Source organism: Actinomadura rudentiformis, assembly GCF_008923185.1.
In the GTDB taxonomy this organism is placed as follows: Bacteria; Actinomycetota; Actinomycetes; order Streptosporangiales; family Streptosporangiaceae; genus Spirillospora; species Spirillospora rudentiformis.
Genome location: NZ_WBMT01000018.1, coordinates 35,467 through 55,334 on the forward strand (window position 1 = coordinate 35,467; position 19,868 = coordinate 55,334).

At 68.3% G+C, this 19,868-nt stretch carries 21 protein-coding genes; 12 read left to right on the forward strand and 9 right to left on the reverse strand.

The genetic code is table 11. The annotated features are described in order from the left end of the window. Nucleotides 1-7: 7 nt before the first annotated feature. Nucleotides 8-778, reverse strand: coding sequence for a gamma-glutamyl-gamma-aminobutyrate hydrolase family protein (locus tag F8566_RS33240; RefSeq protein ID WP_151565832.1), 771 nt, complete (start codon nucleotides 776-778; stop codon nucleotides 8-10). Between the two features lie 293 nt (nucleotides 779-1,071). Here F8566_RS33240 and F8566_RS33245 point away from each other — a divergent pair, with 293 nt between their 5' ends. The 3 genes from F8566_RS33245 (at nucleotide 1,072) to F8566_RS33255 (ending at nucleotide 5,024) form a co-directional block, all read left to right on the forward strand. Beyond that, a complete protein-coding gene (locus tag F8566_RS33245; RefSeq protein ID WP_151565833.1) occupies nucleotides 1,072-2,304 on the forward strand; it encodes a ParB/RepB/Spo0J family partition protein in 1,233 nt (410 codons plus the stop codon). A 231-nt stretch (nucleotides 2,305-2,535) separates the two neighbouring features. After that, nucleotides 2,536-3,807: a beta-ketoacyl-[acyl-carrier-protein] synthase family protein gene (locus F8566_RS33250; RefSeq protein ID WP_151565834.1), complete on the forward strand. Its 1,272-nt coding sequence runs from the start codon at nucleotides 2,536-2,538 to the stop codon at nucleotides 3,805-3,807. Next, complete coding sequence (locus tag F8566_RS33255; RefSeq protein ID WP_151565835.1) at nucleotides 3,804-5,024, forward strand: ketosynthase chain-length factor; 1,221 nt, start codon at nucleotides 3,804-3,806, stop codon at nucleotides 5,022-5,024. The genes F8566_RS33250 and F8566_RS33255 overlap by 4 nt, the downstream gene beginning before the upstream one ends. A 26-nt stretch (nucleotides 5,025-5,050) precedes the next feature. Here the strand turns inward: F8566_RS33255 and F8566_RS33260 are convergent, their stop codons facing one another. From F8566_RS33260 to F8566_RS33275, 4 genes are all read right to left on the reverse strand, one after another. Then, complete coding sequence (locus tag F8566_RS33260) at nucleotides 5,051-5,494, reverse strand: VOC family protein (RefSeq protein ID WP_151565836.1); 444 nt, start codon at nucleotides 5,492-5,494, stop codon at nucleotides 5,051-5,053. Nucleotides 5,495-5,521: 27 nt separating this feature from the next. Continuing rightward, nucleotides 5,522-5,677 (reverse strand): hypothetical protein, encoded by a 156-nt coding sequence (locus tag F8566_RS50295; protein ID WP_192809985.1) that lies wholly within the window; start codon nucleotides 5,675-5,677, stop codon nucleotides 5,522-5,524. Between the two features lie 597 nt (nucleotides 5,678-6,274). Next, nucleotides 6,275-6,757 (reverse strand): hypothetical protein, encoded by a 483-nt coding sequence (locus F8566_RS33270; RefSeq protein WP_151565837.1) that lies wholly within the window; start codon nucleotides 6,755-6,757, stop codon nucleotides 6,275-6,277. A gap of 309 nt (nucleotides 6,758-7,066) precedes the next feature. Beyond that, on the reverse strand, nucleotides 7,067-7,639 hold the full coding sequence (locus F8566_RS33275) for a DUF4240 domain-containing protein (protein ID WP_151565838.1): 573 nt from the start codon (nucleotides 7,637-7,639) through the stop codon (nucleotides 7,067-7,069). 94 nt (nucleotides 7,640-7,733) lie between these two features. Between F8566_RS33275 and F8566_RS33280 the strand changes: the two genes are divergently transcribed. Further along, on the forward strand, nucleotides 7,734-8,177 hold the full coding sequence (locus F8566_RS33280; RefSeq protein ID WP_151565839.1) for a LysR family transcriptional regulator: 444 nt from the start codon (nucleotides 7,734-7,736) through the stop codon (nucleotides 8,175-8,177). Nucleotides 8,178-8,229: 52 nt separating this feature from the next. Here the strand turns inward: F8566_RS33280 and F8566_RS33285 are convergent, their stop codons facing one another. Further along, on the reverse strand, nucleotides 8,230-9,711 hold the full coding sequence (locus F8566_RS33285; protein WP_151565840.1) for a DUF1349 domain-containing protein: 1,482 nt from the start codon (nucleotides 9,709-9,711) through the stop codon (nucleotides 8,230-8,232). A gap of 86 nt (nucleotides 9,712-9,797) precedes the next feature. Here F8566_RS33285 and F8566_RS33290 point away from each other — a divergent pair, with 86 nt between their 5' ends. Together F8566_RS33290 and F8566_RS33295 are read left to right on the forward strand one after the other, a co-directional pair. After that, nucleotides 9,798-10,946, forward strand: coding sequence for a sensor histidine kinase (locus F8566_RS33290; RefSeq protein WP_225993732.1), 1,149 nt, complete (start codon nucleotides 9,798-9,800; stop codon nucleotides 10,944-10,946). After that, complete coding sequence (locus F8566_RS33295) at nucleotides 10,943-11,599, forward strand: response regulator transcription factor (protein ID WP_192809986.1); 657 nt, start codon at nucleotides 10,943-10,945, stop codon at nucleotides 11,597-11,599. The genes F8566_RS33290 and F8566_RS33295 overlap by 4 nt, the downstream gene beginning before the upstream one ends. Nucleotides 11,600-11,897: 298 nt before the next feature. Here F8566_RS33295 and F8566_RS33300 read toward each other — a convergent pair whose 3' ends face one another. After that, the gene (locus F8566_RS33300) at nucleotides 11,898-12,887 is read right to left on the reverse strand and encodes a LacI family DNA-binding transcriptional regulator (RefSeq protein ID WP_151565842.1); all 990 of its coding nucleotides are present in this window, start codon (nucleotides 12,885-12,887) and stop codon (nucleotides 11,898-11,900) included. 185 nt (nucleotides 12,888-13,072) lie between these two features. Here F8566_RS33300 and F8566_RS33305 point away from each other — a divergent pair, with 185 nt between their 5' ends. Further along, complete coding sequence (locus F8566_RS33305) at nucleotides 13,073-13,360, forward strand: transposase (protein WP_151565843.1); 288 nt, start codon at nucleotides 13,073-13,075, stop codon at nucleotides 13,358-13,360. A 473-nt stretch (nucleotides 13,361-13,833) separates the two neighbouring features. Here F8566_RS33305 and F8566_RS33310 read toward each other — a convergent pair whose 3' ends face one another. After that, complete coding sequence (locus tag F8566_RS33310) at nucleotides 13,834-14,226, reverse strand: nuclear transport factor 2 family protein (RefSeq protein WP_151565844.1); 393 nt, start codon at nucleotides 14,224-14,226, stop codon at nucleotides 13,834-13,836. 80 nt (nucleotides 14,227-14,306) lie between these two features. On the opposite strand from F8566_RS33310, the gene F8566_RS33315 reads away from it, so the two are divergent. Both F8566_RS33315 and F8566_RS33320 read left to right on the forward strand, forming a co-directional pair. Further along, nucleotides 14,307-15,107 (forward strand): helix-turn-helix domain-containing protein, encoded by an 801-nt coding sequence (locus tag F8566_RS33315; RefSeq protein WP_192809987.1) that lies wholly within the window; start codon nucleotides 14,307-14,309, stop codon nucleotides 15,105-15,107. 263 nt (nucleotides 15,108-15,370) lie between these two features. Further along, nucleotides 15,371-15,973, forward strand: coding sequence for a DUF7691 family protein (locus F8566_RS33320; RefSeq protein WP_151565845.1), 603 nt, complete (start codon nucleotides 15,371-15,373; stop codon nucleotides 15,971-15,973). Nucleotides 15,974-16,384: 411 nt separating this feature from the next. Here the strand turns inward: F8566_RS33320 and F8566_RS33325 are convergent, their stop codons facing one another. Further along, a complete protein-coding gene (locus tag F8566_RS33325; protein ID WP_151565846.1) occupies nucleotides 16,385-16,897 on the reverse strand; it encodes a 2,4'-dihydroxyacetophenone dioxygenase family protein in 513 nt (170 codons plus the stop codon). 129 nt (nucleotides 16,898-17,026) lie between these two features. Between F8566_RS33325 and F8566_RS33330 the strand changes: the two genes are divergently transcribed. The 3 genes from F8566_RS33330 to F8566_RS33340 all read left to right on the forward strand — a co-directional run bounded on the left by F8566_RS33330 (nucleotide 17,027) and on the right by F8566_RS33340 (nucleotide 19,859). Beyond that, complete coding sequence (locus F8566_RS33330; RefSeq protein WP_151565847.1) at nucleotides 17,027-17,998, forward strand: AraC-like ligand-binding domain-containing protein; 972 nt, start codon at nucleotides 17,027-17,029, stop codon at nucleotides 17,996-17,998. 251 nt (nucleotides 17,999-18,249) lie between these two features. Continuing rightward, a complete protein-coding gene (locus tag F8566_RS33335) occupies nucleotides 18,250-19,653 on the forward strand; it encodes a serine/threonine-protein kinase (RefSeq protein ID WP_151565848.1) in 1,404 nt (467 codons plus the stop codon). Next, nucleotides 19,650-19,859 (forward strand): isochorismatase family protein, encoded by a 210-nt coding sequence (locus F8566_RS33340; protein ID WP_151565849.1) that lies wholly within the window; start codon nucleotides 19,650-19,652, stop codon nucleotides 19,857-19,859. Before F8566_RS33335 ends, F8566_RS33340 begins: the two co-directional genes overlap by 4 nt. Nucleotides 19,860-19,868: the final 9 nt, after the last annotated feature.

Genomic DNA, 19,868 nt, shown 5'->3' on the forward strand with positions numbered 1-19,868 from the left:
CCGGTGGTCAGCGGCTGGGCAGTTGCACGGCGAAAGCGTCTCGGGCGGCCTGGGCGAGGGCGAGATAGAGCCACTCATTTCCGGTATGGCCGGCTTCCCATTGCACGCCGACCGCAAAGGGGTGATCGATGGCTTCCACCGCCTCGATCACACCGTCCGGCGCCCAGGCGGTGGCGGTGAGATCCGTGCCGATCCGATCGATCGCCTGATGGTGGTGGCAGACGGCCTCGGCCGTGCCGTCGCCGAGGATCTGGGCGATCCGGCTGCCGGGCTTCAGCTCCAGGCGGTGGCGGCCGAGGGTGAACGTCTCGCTTTCGGGACAGTGGCCGTCGTCACCTGTGATCTCGGGCAGATGCTGGTGCAGAGTGCCTCCGCGGAGCACGTTGAGCAACTGCATGCCGCGGCAGATGCCGAGGATGGGCAGGCCGGCGTCGAGCGCCGCCTTGACCAGCGCCAGTTCGGCGGCGTCCATGGCCGGACTGGCTCCACGGGTCTTGGGGTGCGCCGTGCCTCCGTACAGCGCCGGGTCCACGTCCGGGCCGCCCGGGATCAGCAAGCCGTCCAGCTGCCCGAGGATCCGCTCGATCCCCGGCAGCAGCGGGATCAGCAGGGGAGTGCAGCCCACGGAGTCGAGAATGTCGATATGCGGCTGGAACGCAAGGCTGACGGTCATGTCGGTGCCCTGCAATGTGACCGGAGCCGTCCGTGCGCATATCCCGATCACCGGCCGCGGGCCCGGGTGTTCCCGACCTGCCGTGCCATTCAACGCTTGGTTCATGACCAGCCTCGTTGCCTCAGTTTGAGAACCTATGGGAACAATACTCGTCGGCCATCGTCATCAACTCGATCGTTCAACTGAAGAGAACACCCAGATGAACGCGCGCCGATGGCGGTGACCATCCGCTGGAAGTGCTGATGTCCTGGTGTTCGTGACCACCCGCTCAATGGTTGCTGAACGGCCTTTCCAGAGAGGATCTATTCGCCGTCGACCGTGGTTAAAGGTGTCCTTGGCAAGGTCGTTCGGGTACGGCAGTCGTTCGCGTACGGCAGTAGCAGGAAGGAGCGCCGAGCATGGCGGTTGGCAATGGGCAGACTGCCCTGGTCGCAGACAGCATCGGTTTTGCCGGTCCTGATGTCGAGGATTCGGTCGCCGGGGACACGCTGGATTTGAACAATTTCGAGAAGCTGCCCGCGTCCGAGGTGGCGGTGAGCGCGTTGTCGCCGGGGCTGGGCCTGCGCCAGAGCGGGACGAACGCCGCCCACGTTCAACTGCTGATGGACGCGTCGGGCACCGTGGAACTCCCGCCCCTTCTGGTCCAGGAAGAGGGCTGGCGGGTCATCGACGGGCTGCACCGGCTGGAGGCCGCCAAGCGGCGCGGCGACACCGTCGTGAAGGCACGTTTCGTCGACTGCACCGACTCCGAAGCGGTCGTGCTGGCCATGAAGGCCAACAGCTCGCACGGACTGCCACTGTCGAAGACCGACCGCATGTTCGGAGCCAAGAGCGTCCTGGCCGCTCACCCTGACTGGTCGGACCGGGCCATCGCCTCCATCACCGGGCTGAGCGCGAAGACGATCGCGTCGCTGCGCGACCGGTCGGCCGGCGGGACCCAGCTCGGCGGCAAGCGCCTCGGCCGTGACGGGAAGCGGCGGCCGGTCACTCCCGGTGAGGGCAGGCTCCGCACCGCCGACTACATCAACGCCCATCCCGACGCCTCGCTCCGGCAGGTCGCGAGGGCGACCGACGTGTCCCTCGGCACGGTCCATGACGTCCGCGCCCGCCTGCGCCGAGGCGCGAACCCGGAGCGCAACGGGCGCCGCGCATCCTCAGCGCAGCCTCCCTCCGAACTACCCTCTGCGCAGCCTCCCTCCGTCCAACCTCCCTCTGCGCAGCAGCGACCCACCACCCGGATCTCCGATGCCCGGACGGCCATTGCCCGGACAGCCGACGCCCGGCCCGCCGCTCACCCGGCCAGGGAGGATGCCGGCACCGTCACCACGGCGCCCACGGCGCCCACGGCCAACGGCACGTCATCGCTCCGCAGGAACCACACTGACCTACCGCCCACGTGGCCCCAGGTGGCGTCCAAGATGGCCGGCGACCCCGCCGTCCGCTACACCGACAGCGGCAAGGAGTTCCTCCGGTGGATGGCGCTGCACGCCGCGGATCCGCACCGGTGGCGAGAATTCCTCAACACCGTCCCGGCGCACTGGCAGGACATCGTCGCCTCCGTGGCCGACGACATCAGCCAAGAATGGAGCCTGTTCGCCCAACAGCTCAAGAACAAACAGGAGACGGCGTAGCGGTAGGAAGGGAAGGCCCGGATGAAAGTCTCATGGTTCAGGTACGCAATGCGGTCGATGCTGAGCCGTTTCGGTGACGAGCTGATCTGGGTGGGCTGGATGTACTGGCCTTTCCTCTGGCACGAGCGCAACGGCGGCAGCCCGGATGAATACTTGCGCGAGACGCGGAAATAGGGGTCACATAAGAATCATGGTGATCCTCGTAGACGTTCTCTATTGCTGGGAGTCCGCATGACCGGCCGACGGGTGGTTATCACCGGAATGGGAGTGCTGGCGCCCGGCGGGATCGGTGTCAAAGGCTTCTGGGCGCTTCTCAGCGCAGGCAGGACGGCGACCAGGGGGATCACTTTCTTCGATCCGTCCCCGTTCCGTTCCAGGATCGCCGCGGAGGCGGATTTCGATCCCTGGGCGAACGGCCTCGGTCCGCAGGAGATACGACGCATGGACCGGGCATCGCAGTTCGCCGTCGTCACGGCGAGGGAGGCGATAGAGGACGGCGGCCTGGACCAGGGCTCCGTGACGCCCCATCGCACCGGGGTGGCCGTCGGCACCGCCGTGGGCGCCACCATGGGCCTGGACCAGGAGTACCGGGTGGTCAGTGACGGCGGCAGGCTCGATCTCGTCGACCATGAGTACGCCGTCCCCCACCTGTACGACTACTTCGTGCCGAGCTCCTTCGCGGCCGAGGTCGCCTGGTCGGTCGGCGCCGAGGGCCCGGCCACCGTGGTCTCCACCGGCTGCACCTCGGGGCTGGACTCGGTCGGCTACGCGGCCGGGCTGATTAGCGACGGCTCGGCCGACGTGATGATCGCCGGCGCCACCGACGCACCGATCTCGCCGATCACCGTGGCGTGCTTCGACGCGATCAAGGCGACCTCGCCGCGCAACGACGATCCCGAGCACGCCTCCCGGCCCTTCGACCGCACCCGCAACGGCTTCGTGCTCGGCGAGGGCTCCGCGATGTTCGTCCTGGAGGAGCTGGAAGCCGCGCGCCGCCGGGGCGCTCACCTGTACGCCGAGGTCGCCGGATACGCGTCCCGGTGCAACGCCTTCCACATGACCGGGCTGCGTCCGGACGGCCGGGAGATGGCGGAGGCCATCGGCGCCGCGCTGGCCGACGCGAGGACGAACGCGCAGGACGTCGACTACATCAACGCCCACGGCTCGGGAACCAAGCAGAACGACCGGCATGAGACCGCCGCCTTCAAGCGCGGCCTCGGCGAACACGCCCGCCGCACTCCCGTCAGCTCGATCAAATCGATGGTCGGCCATTCGCTCGGCGCGATCGGCTCGATAGAGATCGCCGCTTCCGTCCTGGCCATGGAGAACCACGTGGTGCCCCCGACGGCGAACCTGCACGAGCCCGATCCCGACTGCGACCTCGACTATGTCCCGCTGACCGCGCGCGACTGGCGAACCGACACCGTGCTGACGGTGGGCAGCGGGTTCGGCGGATTCCAGAGCGCGATGGTCCTGGCCCGTCCCGACAGGAACCTGGCATGACCTCACACGTGGTGACCGGAATGGGCGTTGTCGCCCCCAACGGCTTCGGCGTGGACGACTACTGGACCGCCTCCTGCCGCGGAAGAAACGGCATCGGCCGTATCACGCGATTCGACCCGCGGCGGTATCCGGCGGAGCTCGCCGGAGAGGTGCCCGGCTTCAACGCCGAGGACCACCTTCCGAGCAGGCTCATACCGCAGACCGACCGGATGACCCAGCTCGCCCTTGTCAGCGCCGAACACGCGTTCGCCGACGCCGGGGTGAGCACCGCGGACATGCCCGAATTCGGGATGGGCGTGGTGACCGCCAGCACCTGCGGCGGATTCGAGTTCGGCCAGCGAGAGCTCCAGAACCTCTGGAGCAAGGGCGGCCAGTACGTCAGCGCGTACCAGTCATTCGCCTGGTTCTACGCGGTCAACAGCGGCCAGATCTCGATCCGGCACGGCATGCGGGGCCCCAGCGGCGTGCTGGTCAGCGACCAGGCGGGCGGACTCGACGCCATCGCGCAGGCTCGCCGGCTCGTCCACGACGGCAGCGACCTGATCGTGTCCGGCGGTGTCGACGCGTCGATCTGCTCGTGGGGATGGGCGGCCCAGCTCGCCGGCGGACGGCTGAGCACCGTCGACCATCCCGAACGGGCGTACCTCCCCTTCGACCCCGCCGCGGCCGGGCATGTGCCGGGGGAGGGCGGCGCACTGTTGATCATGGAGAACGCCGAGGCCGCGCGCCGGCGCGGCGCGACCCGTGTCTACGGCGAGATCTGCGGCTATGGATCCACGTTCGACCCGAGGCCCGACAGCGGCCGCGAGCCGACCCTGCGCAGGGCGATCGAGGTCGCGCTGGACGACGCGGGCCTGGCGCCGGACGAGATCGATGTCGTCTTCGCCGACGCCGCCGCCATCCCCGAACTCGACCGGGTCGAGGCCACGGCGATCACCGAGGTCTTCGAGCCGCACAAGGTCCCGGTCACCGCGCCCAAGACCATGACGGGCCGGCTCGGCTCGGGCGCCGCCCCGCTGGACGTCGCCGCCGCCTTTCTGTCCATGCGGTCGGGCCTGATCCCCCCGACGACGAACGTCACTCCCTCACCCGAGTACGCCATCGACCTGGTGACCACACGGCCCCGGCGCGCGCCGGTGAACGCGGCTCTCGTCCTGGCGCGCGGCCACGGCGGCTTCAACTCCGCCATCGTCGTACGATCCACCAACTGGAACTGAAAGAGCCCAGCCGTTACGGCTGCGGCTCATGAGGACAGGTCGATCCGCCACGAGATCCCAAAACGGTCGTTCACCCACGCGAACCTCGGGCTGAAGCCGTAGTTCTGCGCCGGCATGTAAACCTCGCCGCCTTCGCTGAGCGCGTCGTAGAGCTTGTCGAAGTCTTCCCGCGAATGACGCTGCGCGTACAGCGTGACGGCCGGATTCACCGTGAAATCCTGCCAGCGCGCCGTGCGGTGCAACGGGCTGTCCGGAGGCGGCGTGTTCATACAGACGAGTTGCTGGCCCGCGATTTGGAAGATGCCGTACTGCAGCGTTCCCTCGGCCCACCCCGGGTCTTCCGCGCGAGCACGGATGACCTGCAGGACCTCGCCATCCTCGAACAGCGACGTATAGAAGTTCATCGCCTCTTCGGCGTTCCCATCGAACCCCAGGAAGATGGCGATATCCTGCGTGACAGCGGTGGACATAATGGCAGCTCCTTCTTATCCGCCCGTTCAGGGGGCGTCCTCAGCCTCGACCATCGCGTCGAGTTCCTGGAGCATTCGCCGATCCTGCTCGGGGAGATCCGCGTAGGGCGTGACGCGATCCGGATCGGTGCCGTCCGGCTCCTGGCCCGTCCCCCTCAAATAGTCGACGACAGGCCCGCACATCCATGCGCTTGCGCCTGCATAGGCCAAAGCGCGGAGCAAGTGCGGGACGACCCGGCTGAGAACCCTTCTGAGGCGGCCCGGACCTGGCATGTCGCGATGCATGAGGCGCCCTTCCATGCTCGGATGCTCAGATCATCGCGGCGACCGCTCTCCCTCCGGTCGAGCCTCACTCGACCTCACCCCTCCCATACAGGGATTCGACAGCTCGGGAGGTGCAGGTTCAGCGCCGAGTCCAGGCGCCGGGGCACGTTCCTGGCCGGGATGCGTTGAGGCGTGCGGCAACGCCGCGCTAGGCACGAATCAATCCTTCGTCGTTGATGGCCGGCGGGCATCGAGGAGGAAGCGATCGAACCAGCGGCGCAGGCAGGCGCGGAACTCCTGGGGCGCGCGCGGCCGGGATCGCCTCGCCGGTGCTCGACCTGAGCAGCGACCTCTACGGCGAAAGCGTGAGGCTTGGCAACGGCCGGCTCGACATGGTGCCGGCCATCGAGGGGGCCACATCAGCGAAGGCCCGGCCCTGCTGTGCAGGAGGACCGGGCCTTCGGCGGCTGAGCCATCACATCATGGCCCTGGAGACCGGCGGGTCTGCGCGATGAGCTACACGCCCTTGCACTTCATCGGTGCGCTGAACCAGTTGCTGCCGGGCTTGGCGTCCCAGACAGCCTGCGCGGTCCAGCCCTTCGGGCAGTTGTAGACCTTCGACTTGACCGCCTTGGCCGGCTTGAGAGTCGTCGTCTTGGCGTCGTTCCAGTGGAAGTACTTTTTGCCGTTCTTGGGATTCACGAAGTACGCGCCCATCCGGCCCTTGATGGTGCGCGTGCCCTTGTTCACCGCGATGCCCTGGAATTTCCGCACCTTGTTGGGGAACACGTTGTAGGTCCACTGCTTGCTGCAGACCTCAGGCTTCTTGTGCTCGCAGTGCCCCCACTTGACCGCGGCTTCGACGGACCCGGTCTGGGCCGCCGCCCGAGCGGTCGGCGCCTTCGCGCTCGTTGTGCCGGCGGAGGCGGCCGGAGCGGCAAGCCCCGCAGCCGAAACGAGCGCCCCGGCGATGACGGCAGTGCGAATTGCTGACTTCACTATTCGAATCCTTCTTTCCTGCGGAAAACGTGTCCCGTGATCAAGGTAGTGACCCGTTTCGGCCGCAGACAGGCCCCCAGGAACTAACCACGTGGCCCCCAGGTTCTAAGGTTTCGGTGTCCCTCGCGGGGAGCTCACGGGTGAAGGAAACTGGTGGGCCGTAAGCCAGATCGGACATCTGAAGACAACGCCCTTCGATCTGTCCAGTGCCCGCAGTGACGAGCTGAGAAGGATCGCTCTCTACACCCTCGATGTCGTTCAGCCAGATGGTGACGCCGTCCCGGTAGGGGCTCAGTGGGCGATCACACGTCAGTCGAGGAAGAGCGCCGAGAGCCGGGGGAGGCGGCGCCGCATCTCGTGGTCGTCTTCGACATCCCAGTTGTCGCCGGCCGGCTGGTGGGGACGCGTCATCGCGCGTATCGCGGTTTCCAAAGCCGCGTCAAGTGATTCGGTCTCGCCCTGGGACCTTCGGTATGCCTCACTGATCGGATGGTCCAGCGATTCGAAGCCGATCCAGCCGCTCTCATCGCGGCTCATCCGGACGACCACGGGCAGGTCGGCCAGGGAGTCGGGATCGGCCACGGCACGGGTGAACGTCTCCCTTCCAAGCAAGATCAGCCCGTCGCGGAAGTCCATGAAGCCGTCATCCCCGCACCCTCCTTCGATGAGGTAGGCGGCATTCCACAGTGGATGCCGGTACGCGGAGTCGGTCACCTCGGTCGCCTTCAGGGAGAAGTCGATGATCTCCGTCGGCTCCAGTGCGGCGAGCACATCTGTCAGCGCACCGGGCAGCGGGTCATCGGGCGAGTTCCTGTCATCGGCCCGATCGCCGACCGCAGTGCGTGCCCGCTCGATGAGGCCCCACCAGTCATCGATCTGCATGGCCAGGGAGCCTAGGGCAGGGGGATGACAGCGTTCGTCAAGGGGACGACGTCGGGCCCTCCCTAATCTTGTCCTCCTCACGGTGGAGGAACGAGTGGAGCTCAGGGAGATCGAGATCTTTCTGACGCTGGCCGAGGATCTGCATTTCGGCCGCGCGGCGGAGCGGATGTACCTGTCCCAGTCGCGCGTCAGCCAGACCATCCGTGCCATGGAGACTCGCGTGGGCGGCCGGCTGCGTCCGGGTTTCGAACAGATACACCTGGCCTTTGCGGAGGCACGGGAGATCGCGTCGGGGATCACCGGCGTGCTGCGTGTCAGCCTGCTGAACTTCGCGGCCGGTGGTCCGGCGTTTCCGGAGATCGTACGGGCGTTCACAACGGCCCATCCTGGTTGCCGAACGCGGCTTTGCCACCGTGGAGGACCTCGGCGACCACCACGTGGCCAGGGAATGGTGCCGGCCGAGACGCTGGAGACCCTCTATCCACCGTTGACCACTGCCGGCCGCCCATCGTCCGCCGCCATCGGGAGGGCCGAATGATCGAGGTTCTGTCGCTGGTGGCCCGTGGGGAGATCGTGCCCGGCACCGTCCACTATCGCCGGTCGGTCTTTTCGGCCTGCTCACGGCCGACGGCGATCAGTATGCTGACCGCCGCGTACGCGCAGAGCAGGGTGAGCCCAGCCCACCCGGGGAGCGGGAAGTACCCGGCCGATGGCGCGTAGTGTGCCGTCACCTGCGGATATTCCACCATCGTCTGCTTGACCGCGAAGCCGGCGGCGGGCGTGAGCCGCAGCAGCCAGTCGGAGACCGTGTCGGAGAGCAGCGGGAACGCGGTGACGGCATAGGGCAGGGCGATCAGTGACACTCCGGTGAGGATCGCTGACCAGCCGCGGTGCAGCCGCACACCGAGTGCGAAGGCGACAACGGCGCACAGTGCGAGCACTGCCGCGAGGCCGATGATCACCCGGGCGCCGGTCAGTGCCGGCAGCGACGGCACCACGGTGCCGTTGCTTTCCAGGCCCGCCAGGCCCGCCGGGAGGACGATGCCGACCGCGACCAGACCGGTGACGAAGCCGGCCCCCGCGACGACGAGCGCCCGGGCGACGATCACTTGTCGGCATGCCGCCTCGCCGGCCGTGCGGGTGCCGTAGCGTGCCGCGACGATCACCAGGATGATCAGCGCGATCGGCAGGCCGGGCAGCGTTTTGTCGACGATACGCGCGCCCTCACCGAGCGGCCCGATGTCGCCGGTGCCGCTGACGGTGATGACGCCGTCCTTCTCCACGGCTCCCGATGCGTTGTGGTGCTTCTCCCAGTCGGTGTGGTTCATCTGGCCGATCGGGTCGCTGCCCCACTTGCTGGTGGCGCCGTTGACGGTGACGTTGTCGAAGACGCCGACGGCCTGGGTGAACCGCGCCTCCTCGATCGCGCCGCCGAGGCCGGTCTTGCGGAGCGTGAGGTCGCCGGGGGAGGTGGCGAAGAGGCCGACCTGGACGGTGTCCGGCAGCCCGTGGAGGGTCGCGGCCGCGACGGTGTGCCACTGGCGGCCGTCGGCGGACTCGGAGCCGGTGATCGTGTTGCCGGATCGGGTCAGGCGCAGCCAGCGGGGGGACTGCGCCGAGACGTCGCCGGCCCTGCCGGCGACGTCGTTCCGGTAGTCGTGCTGGAAGCGAACACCGTGGCCGCCGGTCATCATGAGTGCCGCGTATTGCGAGCCCTGCCGCATGCCGTCCTTGACGATGATCCCGGCCTTCGCCCACGGCACCAGCCCGGACACGATCCGGTCGTGTTTCGGCGGTGGATAGGTGATCGTTCCGGTCATCGAGGTCATCCGGACGGTGATGTCGCCCTCGCGGCCCAGGTCACGATGCTGAAACCAGAACTGGTCACTGACGACGGAGCCGTCACCGGCGACGGGCGCGGCCGGGCAGCCACCCGGGCAGGACGAGCGGACGTTGAGCGTGAACAGCAGGCCGAGTGCGATGACGGCGAAGGCCGCGGCGGCCAGGGCGATCAGGCGGCCTGGGCGGCGGAACGCGGTCCATTCCCGCCGGAGGAGTTCGGTGGTCGACATGCCGTCGGTTATACGGATCGGTGTGTAACCCGGCCCGAACCGGCGCCGTCATGCTGGTGTTAGGTTTCGCAGGGCATGCTTGCAGCATGATCGGGCTGCGCAGTGGGACCGTGGGAGCACGGTTCACGATGTTGTACGCCGTTGTGTTCCTCCTGTCGGGCGTCGGGCTGCTCGGCCTGGCCTTCCTGCTGTCCGGAAGCAGCCTCAGCGATGTCGCCCCGGCCGGCGACATCCCCGGCCAGGGCGGCCTCACCGCGACGCAACAGCGCGTCCAGGAGTTGGAGGGCCAACTGGCCGCGGTACATGCACAGCAGTCTCGTCGGCTGCTGGTCGGCTCGCTGCTGGCGCTGATCGTGATGGCGATCGTCTCGTTGCTGCTCGGTCGGGTGCTGGCCAAGCGTGTACTGCGGCCGTTGCGGCGCATCGCGGCCGTCACCCGGCGTATCTCCGCCGACAGCCTTGATCAGCGGCTGGCCGTCACCGGTCCGGCGGACGAGGTGAAGGACCTCGCCGACACCATCGATGGGTTGCTCGGACGGCTTGAGTCATCGTTCACCGCGCAGCGGCGGTTCGTCGCCAACGCCTCCCACGAGCTGCGTACGCCGCTGGCGACGATGCGGGCATCGGTGGACGTCGCGGTCGCCAAGCCCGGCGCGGCCGCCTCGACGGTGGCGCTCGCGGCCCGCCTGCGCCGGCAACTCGACCGGGTCGATCACCTGCTCGACGGGTTCCTCGTGCTGGCCCGGGCGCAGCACGGTGCGCTGGCCGACGCCGCACCGGTCGACCTCGGCGACCTCATCGACGCCGCGCTGCGGGAAAGATCCACCGACGTACGGCGCAAGGCGCTGAGTGTGACGGTGGACGTGCCGCCGGAAACGGCGACCGTGGGCAGCCCGGCGCTGCTGGCGCGGCTGGTGGGCAACGTCGTTGACAACGCCGTGACCCACAACGAGACCGGCGGATGGATCCAGATCACCGGGTCCGCGAACGTGGAGACGGCGCTGATCGTCGAGACCGGCGGGCCCATCTTCGACCAGCGGAAGGTCGAGCGGCTGGCGCAGCCCTTCGAGCGGCTCGGCGGCGACCGCACCGGCTCCCCGGGGCTGGGCCTGTCGATCGTGGCGGCCGTGGCCGCCGCCCACGGCGGCCGGCTTGCCCTGCTCGCCCGGCCCGAGGGCGGCCTGCGCGTGTCGATCACCCTCCCGCCCGCGAAGGCACCGGTGAGGGCGGCATGAGGATCCTGGTGGTCGAAGACGACGACGCCCTCGCCGAGGTCGTCGCCGAAGGGCTACGCGACCAGGGGATGGCCGTCGACCTGGCCCACGACGGGTTCACCGCCGCCACCAAGCTGGACCTCACGGACTATGACGTGGTGGTCCTGGACCGAGACCTGCCCAGCCTGCACGGCGACACCCTCTGCCAGATGATCACCGAGCGGGCGGACCGGCCGATGGTGCTGATGCTGACCGCGGCCGGCGCGCCCGGCGATCGGGTCAGCGGACTGACCCTGGGCGCGGACGACTACCTCGCCAAGCCCTTCCACTTCCCGGAACTCATCCTGCGCATCCAGGCGCTGGCCCGCCGCAAACCGGACGCGCGTCCCCGCATGCTGCACGTGGCCGGGATCACGCTGGACCCGCTACGCCGCACAGTCGTCCGCGACGGGCGGCAACTCGACCTCTCCGTGAAGGAGTTCGCCGTGCTCCAGGCGCTGCTGCGGGCAAGCCCGGGCTTCCTGAGCACCGAGACCCTGCTCGAGCGGGTATGGGACGAAAACGCCGACGGTTTCACCAACACCGTCACGGTCACCGTAGGCCGGCTGCGGCGTAAGCTCGGCGACCCGCCGCTCATCGCGACGGCGCGAGGAGTCGGCTACCGGATCGCCTGATCAGACGGATCTCCGAAAGGTGCGTGCCCCTTCGCGAGGCGGTTCCTTATGCCGCTGCCCAGGTTGAGATATGGCTTTCCGACGCGGTGCCGCCGGAGGCGATCGGTGCGTGGGGATGCCGCGCCATCGTGACTCAAGGCGGGCACGTCGACCTAATGCGGTAGCGGCCAGGAACGTTTCACTGTGCTGGATCGCCGCATTTTCAGCGTCATGGTGGCCTTCCGCTCAGGCTCGGCGGGCCGAGCGGTGCTGTCCGGGTTTGTGGCGTGCGGAAGGTGCCGAACTTTGGGTGGCGGTGTCAAGGGGTGAGGAGGTCGGAGCAGCTGGCGTGTTCGTACAGGCGGGGCGACAGGAGTTGAACGGGTGGGGGTGGGGTGGTCTGAAGGAGTGCGTCGACGGCGGCGGCGCCCAGGTCGGCGGCGGGGATGTCGACGTAGGTCAGGGGCAGTTCCTGCTGTTCGGCGATGGCCCGGGGGCAGATCGCCACGATGGAGATGTCATTGGGGATCTGGCGGTTGCGTTGCCGCAGGCAGGTCAGCAGATGGGGAAGGGCGGCCTCGTTCTGGACGACGATGCCGGTGGTGTGGGGGTGGTCGCGTTCCAGCGCGTCCACCCAGGCGCGGACGTCGTCTGGCGTGGGATGGCAACGGTGGGCGGTGAAGCTCAAGTCCAGCGAACGTGCCATCGTGGTGAAGCCGGTGCGGGTGCGGACGGCGTAGCTCTTGCGGTGGGCGGGTGATTCCAGCAGGGCCAGATGCCGTCGACCATGCTGGGCGAGGTGCTGCACGGCCAGGCGGGCGGCGTGCTGGAAGTCCAGGTCCACGCACGGCAAACCGCCGGGCGAGTCGGGCACGCCGATGATGACGGTCGGCGTTCGAAGTTCCTCCAGAAGCCCCACGCGCGAGTCGGCCTTGTCGACGTCCATCACGATCACGCCGTCGACCAGGGCGGACACGGTGACTCGCCGGATACCTTGCGTTCCTTCCGCCGGGTTGAGCAGGACGAGGTCGTGGTCGTGCCCGCGGGCCGCGGTGAGCATCGCGTTGATGAACTGGCGGATGACCCCGGCGGTGAGGTCGTCGCAGGCGGGAGCCAGCAGGCCGAGCGTGCGGGTGCGGCGGCTGGCCAGGGCACGGGCGCCTGCGTTCGGGTGGTAGCCCAGCGTGTCGATCGCCTGCCGCACCCGCCGTTGCGTCTGCTCGGAGATGCGTCGCTTCCCGGACAGCACGTAGGACACCGTGCTCGGTGACACGCCCGCCGCCTTGGCCACCTCCGAGATCGTCACCATGCCGCAACGCTAGCGGGCACGCGGGGTGATGACCACGCACATTTCTTGGACAGCGTGATGCGGACGCGCCCACGCTCATCAGGCGGCGTCGTGGAACGCACCCAATACGAGGAAACCTCCTAAGAGGTCATAACAGAATGCGTATATGAAACGACATGCGGTAGTAGTTGGCTGTTCGTGGGGGCATGCGTAAGGGCGAGCAACCTCCCTGGATCGTGCCCGACAGCCTGTGGGAGCGGATCGAGCCGCTGCTGCCAAAGGTGGAGCGCGGTAAGCGCCACAACGGCCGCAGGCGGTTGGACGATCGCAGGGTGCTGTGCGGGATCTTGTTCGTGCTGCGTACCGGGATCCGGTGGGAGTTCTTGGTCACCTGGACTGGTCGAGGGGCGGTGATCGACAGCTCGCACGTGCGGGCGTTGAAAGGCGGCCCAAACCGGGCCGAGCCCGGTCGACCGTGGCCGGCCGGGCTCTGAGCATCATGTCCTGACCGACGGCCTCGGCATCCCGCTCGCCCTCAGCGTCGACGCCGACATCAAGCCGGAGCCGTCCACCAAGTCAGCCTGCACAACCATCTCGACCAGAAAGACTCCCTGACCGCTCAAGGTCGTCAGCTCTGCCGTGCACGTTCCGTAAGCATGCGGCTCTTAAGGTGTGCGGGCCAGGGGTGCGCCCCTGGCCTGCTGGTTGACCTTTGCTAGGCAGGATCAGACGCGAACGCTAGTGGGTCAGACGCGAACGAGGCATTTCGGTGCGACCAGCCGCCCGCCAGAGGCATTGAACCTATGGCCTGCCCGGTAGCGGGCGATGATGGCGGTCGACCGGTCAGATCGGACGTGCGCGTTGACAGCCTGCTTCGCCATGTAGTCGCAGGTGACTTGCAACTCGGCGTTGGCGATGGTTGTGCTGGCGTGCGTGCCGTTCGCAGTTTCGGATGGGTGCGGCTCTTCTAGAGGGATTCAGCGGGCTGCCACCACGCCAGGTTGGCGGCCGCGTGGGCCACCGGCTCGATGATCTCCCAGCCCTCGGCGATCAGCCCGTTGTCGAGGCGCCAGATATCGACGACCGCGATCTCCGGCCCGGCATCGGGCAGCTGCCGGCGCGAGTGCACCACGACATGATCACCATCGGCCAGCAGGTGGTGGACCTGGACCTGCATCTCGGCGAGCGGGGTGAGCGCCGCGTGGACGGCGGCGAGCCATTCCGCCTTGGTCGAGGAGGTGGAGTCCGGTCGGTGGTGGACGAAGTCGTCGCTCAGCAGCGGTTCAAGCGCGTTGGTGCTGCCCGTCTCGATCAGTTCCGCCAGTGCCCGTTGAACGATGCTCTTGTTGTCTGTGGTCATGGACGCAGTGTTTCCACGGTCGCAGCGGTTGTCGATGAAGTCGCATTTCATGGCGTACGGCTCCACGATGAGTACTCTCGATGACCGTGCACACGGTCGGGGAGCTCTTGCGGCAGTGGCGGCATCGCCGGCGACTCAGCCAACTCGATCTTGCGATCGCGGCCGACGTCTCGGCTCGTCACGTCAGCCTGGTCGAGACGGGCAAGTCCAACCCGAGCGCCGACATGATCCTTCGGCTTGCCGACCAGCTCGATGTGCCGTTGCGGGAGCGTAACCGGCTGTTGCTCGCGGCCGGCTTCGCACCCCGGTACACCGAGCGGCCTCTCGATGACGACGCGTTGTCGGCGGCACGGCATGCCATCGCAAGGGTGCTCCGCGCGCATGAGCCGTACCCGGCGCTGGCTTTCGATCGCCGGTGGAACATCGTCATGACCAACCGTGCGGTCGAGCCGTTCTTCGCCGACGTCGATCCCGACCTCCTACGGCCGCCGATCAACCTGGTGCGGCTGGGACTGGACCCGCGCGGGTTCGCTTCTCTGGTCGTCAACCTGGCCGACGTACGCGCGGTGTTTCGCTCCCGAATCAGGCGCCAGCTCGCGGTCGCCCCCGACCCTGAACTCGCAGCGCTCTACGAGGAACTGCTGGAGCCCAACGCTGAGGACGCGTCGAGCCGATCGGCCGAATCCGATGTCGTGATCCCGATGATCATTCGCATCGACGGGCGAGAACTGCGCCTGTTCTCGACGATCACCACGTTCGGTACCCCGATGGACATCACGCTGCACGAGGTCGCGATCGAGTCGTACTACCCGGCGGATGCGGAGAGCGCCGCTTTCTTCGAGGGGTCCCACAGTGACGTTCGAGCAGCCGCCCTTCCCTGATCAGCAAGGACCGGACAGCCCAATGGGCCGGTTCAGATCATCCGGCTCTGAACGCGGCCGGCGACTGCGGCGCGGTGGTGCACTGTGTTCGGCTCTCCTGGGAGTGAGCTTCCGGTGGCTGCGTTCTGGCCGCGCGGCGGTCGACGGCCGGATCCGGGCCTTATGGACCGTGCCGTCGGCTCCCGCTTGACCTGAGTGCCGGGAACCGCGGGTCACTTGATCGCGTCTACGAGGGGACGGGACCACTGGGGCAGAGGAGACCGATGAGTACGCAGCTCACGATCTACAGCGTGAGTATCCAGAACCTGGGCAGCTGGATCCAGCATCCCGCACCCGGCACGGTGGAAACGAGCCGCCAGCGCGCCGCGGCCATTGACGCGCGTGGGGAGATGGAGGCGTCTCGGACGATGGTCGAGGCCGTCGACGACATCTTCGGCGGTCGGCCCAAGGACCCGGAGGCCGGCGACGCCTACGCCCGCGTCTGGCAGGACGTCATCGAATACGGCGAGTCGACCCGCTTCGATTTCGGGCCACTGCGGCTGGGCGCGCAGTACCTGCAAGAGGCGAGCGAGGAGTTCGAGAGGCTCGGCGTGCCTCGTGAGCTCACGCCGACGGGGTTCATGTACGACAACCCGTTCACCGGCACGCCGCAAGCCAGGCACGCGCCGGTCATCGGGCATGTGACGGCCGCGCGAGTGCCGCAGATGCGGCAGGTGTACGGCCCGATCGTTGACCGAGTGGTGGCGGCCGAACTGGTCAAGGTCCTGCTGGCCGCGGTGGACGAGACGCTCGACTTCAACACCTTCGCACGCGAGTTCCCCGATGGGCCGCTACCGCTGCGGGACCTGGTCACCTTCTACGGCTGACCTGGACTGGCCCTTACGGAGAGCGGGGCGGCGCAAGCTGGGATGAGCTCATCGACACTCCCCAGGCGACCGAGCAGCACAGGCGGCCGAGCAGCACAGGCGGCCGACTCGGTCAGATCTGAGTGCCGACGGCGGTGACGATCAGTACTGCCGCACGCTGATCGACATGGTCAGAAGTAAATGAGGAGGCAGTGCCCAGCGGTGGCGCCGCCTCCTTCGCTTGTTCCGCCCACGCCCGAGGGAGTGTCAACGAAACGGCTGGTCTTGGTGGTTGAACGGTCAGTGGACGGCGGGGGCCAAGCGGCCTCCGAGGGGCCTTGAACGTCGCCAGCAGCCCGTCGATGTCCTGGGCGTTCTCCACCTGGACGTGCCGCCGGACGAGGTCCATGCGGCGGTCGGCCAGGGTCGCCGTCACAGGTAGAGCCTTTCGTTGATCTTGATGCCGTGTTTCTCGCAGTGGGACTCGTAGTGGTCGATGAACCAGAACACGTCGACCACCTCGGTGACGCGATCCTCTTCGTCCAGGAACTCCAGCGGCCCGTTGAGCCAGAAGAACGTCTTCATGCCGTTCTCGGAGTAGAGGGTGTGGGTGCGTCCGGGGCTCTCGCGGACGAAGTCGCCCGCGCGTCCCACCCAGTCGTACTCCAGGTAACGCCAGCTGCCCTCCAGGACGTAGCCAGAGACGGGGCCGCGGTGGCGGTGCCGTCCGAGCATGCCGCCGGCCTGCACCCACAGCACGTTGGCGGCGCTGCTGCTGCGCACGTCGAAGGTCAGATGCTTGATGAACACGTTGGGGACGAACGGCACCCACGGGGTGCTGTCATCGCTGATGTAGCCCTCCTCGAGGGCGTACTTGTCGCGCATCCGGTCGGTCCGCGCCTCGTTGGCCACGGTCTGTGCCATGAGCTCTTCGGCGGTGGTCATGTCCGCTCACCTCTTCCGTTTCAGGGTCTTCGACGCTACGGCCGGGCCCGTGGCCAGGGGTTGACTGCCGCTGCACCGGTAATCGACCCTGAGCGCACCCGGTCACGGATCCGCAGCGAGGTGGCCACCATGACGCTCACCTTCTCCACCACGACGGTCGATGAACGCGAGCAGCTGGAGTACTGGCGCGAGGTCGTCTGCGCCACCTTCGTGCCGTTCGACCTGGAGACGCCGGAGCGGCGCGTCGTGGGCTTCCGGGGCGAGGTATCGGCCGAGGCGCTGGACGGCATGTGGGTCGCGAAGGTCGTCTCCGAGCCGCATGCGGTGGACCGGCCGCCGCTGCTGGTCCGCCGGAGTTCCGAGGACGACTACCTGGTGAACCTGGCCGTCCGGGGCCGCATCACCGTGGCCCAGGACGGGCGTGAGGCGCTGCTGCGGCCGGGCGACCTCGCCGTCTACGACAGCGCCCGCCCCTGCCGGATCGCTGGTCTCGACCCGTTCGAGCTGCTCGTGCTGAAGGTGCCCCGGACGCTGTTCGAGGCGCGCTGCCCCCTGCCCCGGAACGCGACGGCGACGCCGGTACGCGGCGATCACGGCGCGGGCGCGCTGCTGTCGACGTTCTTCCGTTCGCTGACCGTTCAGGTGCCCGGCCTGTCGCCGGACGTGCTGTCGCGGGTCGGCGGCATCTTGCTGGACCTGGTCGCCGCCGCGCTGGCTGAACGGCTCGACACCGGGCTCGACCTGCCGCGAGCGGCACATCTCGCCCGTGCCCGCCGTTACATCATCGACAACATCGCCGACCCGGATTTGTCGCCCGCGATGGTGGCCCATGCCCTCGGGGTGTCGGTCCGCTACCTGCACATGCTGTTCCGGGACGAGAACACCTCACCGTTCCGCTGGATTCTGGAGCAGCGTCTCGACCGGGCTGCGCGGCTGCTCGCCGATCCGCGCCAGGCCGGGTGGAGCGTGGCGAACATCGCGTTCAGCGTCGGTTTCAAGGATGCTTCGCATTTCACCCGGACGTTCAAGAACCGCTACGGGCTGCGCCCCCGCGACTACCGTGCTGCTCCTGCCCGCCGAAATGCGCTGAACGCAACCTGATTCCGCCGCGGCGACAACGCGGCGAACCGCGACTCCCTCCAGCCGATCCGTGGCGAAAAAGACGAGGAGCCACCCAAAAACACAATCCATGCGTCCCGCAGTCGCTAAATCGTGCGTCTCCCTGGAAAGGACGCCGTGGCAAACCAAGGCCACTTACTGATTTATCTTCAGTTAGTGGTTAAGACTGATGATCGCGCCGTACGGAACGGGCCGTATGGAAGGGTGAGCCGACCAGTCGAAGGAGGGCGTGCGTGAGCGAACGAGACCGCGGCGTGCCCGCAGGTGCACGGCCGCTGGGCCCCAAGGATCCCCGGAAGATCGGGCGCTATCGCCTGCTCGGCCGCCTGGGCGCGGGTGGAATGGGCGTCGTGTACCTCGGCCGGGACTCCGGCGGGCGGCTCGTCGCCGTCAAGACCCTCACCCCCGGGCAGGAAGACGACACCGACGCGCGGCGGCGGTTCCGCGCGGAGGGGCTGTACGCGCAGCGGATCGCCTCGTTCTGTACCGCACGCGTGATCGAGGACGCCGGCGACCGCGACCGTCCCTATCTCGTCACCGAGTACGTCGCGGGCCCGCCGCTGTCGGAGGTCGTCCAGCGGCACGGGCCCATGCCGCAGCGCAGCGTCGAGGCGGTGGCCATCGGCGTCGCCGCCGCCCTGGTCGCCATCCACCAGGCCGGGCTGGTGCACCGCGATCTCAAACCCGCCAACGTCCTGCTCGCCCGGATGGGCCCCCGCGTCATCGACTTCGGTCTCGCCTCCGAAATGGACGTGGTCGGCGGCCCGACCAAGACCGGCATCGTGATGGGCAGTCCCGGCTGGATCGCGCCGGAGCGGCTGGCGGGCGGCCCGGCCACCCCCGCCAGCGACGTCTTCGGCTGGGGCTGCCTGGTCGCGTACGCGGCGACCGGACGGCACCCGTTCGGTGGCCGCGACGCCGCCGTGCTGACCGAGCGGATCATGAGCATGCCGCCGGAGCCGAACGGCCTGCCCGAGCCGCTGGGCGGTCTGGTGTCGGCCGCCCTGGCCAAGGAGCCCGCCGTGCGGCCGCGCGCCGCCGACCTGCTGAACATCCTGCTGGCCGCGCGGGCCGCCGCCGGTGACGACGGCATGGCGGCCGCCGCGGCGATCGCTGAACTGTGGGACCCGCCGCCCGAGCCGGACGGCGTTCCGGGCGGTGAGCCGCGCCGTCTGCCGAGCTTGCGACCCGGGCTCGCCGCCATTGGCTCCACGGTGGTGGCCGTCCTGCTCATCGCCGTCGTCGGCGCCACCGACTTCGGCTCCGGCACCAAGGAGCCGCCCGGTTCGGACCGGCTCATCGTCGACGGCCCGTCCGGCGGCACGGCCCCGTTGTCCCCGGGCTCCGTCTGGTCCACGGCCGAGTCCGCCGGGGCACCTGTCTCCACCACGCCCAACACCACCACGACCAGGCCGCCGGACGGGCGATCTCCGCGGGTCGCCCCCAGCGCGTCACCGGGCGTCCCGGGCACGCCAACCGCCGGCCCTACGCCGACCGAGTCCGCGGAGCAACTACCTCCAGGCCAGAGCAAGACGCCCCCAGGCCAGACCAAGACGCCTCCAGGCCACACCAAGAAACCGAAGAAGAAGGACCGGGAAGAACCGGAAACCGCTGCGGAGCCCTACGCCGTCCAGTGACGGGGCCGGTGGCGCTGGTCGGCATCCTGGGCGACGCCCCCGAGCGCACCGAAGTGAGGTCCCCGGGGAGTGCCTTCGGCGGTATCTCCCTGCACGCCGAACTGCAGCGGGCCGGCGTCACCCAGGCCGTGCTGGCAGGTGTCGCCACCAGCATCGGGGTGGAATCGTCCGCCCGGGTCGCGCACGAGCACCCGAGTGATTATTGACACAATTCG

Excerpts from the sequence above, each read along its gene's own strand:
- F8566_RS33255 (WP_151565835.1), top strand. The coding sequence starts at position 3,804 with ATGACCTCACACGTGGTGACCGGAATGGGCGTTGTCGCCCCCAACGGC.
- F8566_RS33300 (WP_151565842.1), bottom strand. The coding sequence starts at position 12,887 with ATGGTGACGATCTCGGAGGTGGCCAAGGCGGCGGGCGTGTCACCGAGC.
- F8566_RS33310 (WP_151565844.1), bottom strand. The coding sequence starts at position 14,226 with ATGACCACAGACAACAAGAGCATCGTTCAACGGGCACTGGCGGAACTG.
- F8566_RS33295 (WP_192809986.1), top strand. The coding sequence starts at position 10,943 with ATGAGGATCCTGGTGGTCGAAGACGACGACGCCCTCGCCGAGGTCGTC.
- F8566_RS33325 (WP_151565846.1), bottom strand. The coding sequence starts at position 16,897 with ATGACCACCGCCGAAGAGCTCATGGCACAGACCGTGGCCAACGAGGCG.
- F8566_RS50295 (WP_192809985.1), bottom strand. The coding sequence starts at position 5,677 with ATGTGCGGGCCTGTCGTCGACTATTTGAGGGGGACGGGCCAGGAGCCG.
- F8566_RS33330 (WP_151565847.1), top strand. The coding sequence starts at position 17,027 with ATGACGCTCACCTTCTCCACCACGACGGTCGATGAACGCGAGCAGCTG.
- F8566_RS33245 (WP_151565833.1), top strand. The coding sequence starts at position 1,072 with ATGGCGGTTGGCAATGGGCAGACTGCCCTGGTCGCAGACAGCATCGGT.
- F8566_RS33260 (WP_151565836.1), bottom strand. The coding sequence starts at position 5,494 with ATGTCCACCGCTGTCACGCAGGATATCGCCATCTTCCTGGGGTTCGAT.
- F8566_RS33290 (WP_225993732.1), top strand. The coding sequence starts at position 9,798 with ATGATCGGGCTGCGCAGTGGGACCGTGGGAGCACGGTTCACGATGTTG.
- F8566_RS33275 (WP_151565838.1), bottom strand. The coding sequence starts at position 7,639 with ATGCAGATCGATGACTGGTGGGGCCTCATCGAGCGGGCACGCACTGCG.
- F8566_RS33320 (WP_151565845.1), top strand. The coding sequence starts at position 15,371 with ATGAGTACGCAGCTCACGATCTACAGCGTGAGTATCCAGAACCTGGGC.
- F8566_RS33250 (WP_151565834.1), top strand. The coding sequence starts at position 2,536 with ATGACCGGCCGACGGGTGGTTATCACCGGAATGGGAGTGCTGGCGCCC.
- F8566_RS33305 (WP_151565843.1), top strand. The coding sequence starts at position 13,073 with ATGCGTAAGGGCGAGCAACCTCCCTGGATCGTGCCCGACAGCCTGTGG.
- F8566_RS33285 (WP_151565840.1), bottom strand. The coding sequence starts at position 9,711 with ATGTCGACCACCGAACTCCTCCGGCGGGAATGGACCGCGTTCCGCCGC.
- F8566_RS33240 (WP_151565832.1), bottom strand. The coding sequence starts at position 778 with ATGAACCAAGCGTTGAATGGCACGGCAGGTCGGGAACACCCGGGCCCG.
- F8566_RS33315 (WP_192809987.1), top strand. The coding sequence starts at position 14,307 with ATGACCGTGCACACGGTCGGGGAGCTCTTGCGGCAGTGGCGGCATCGC.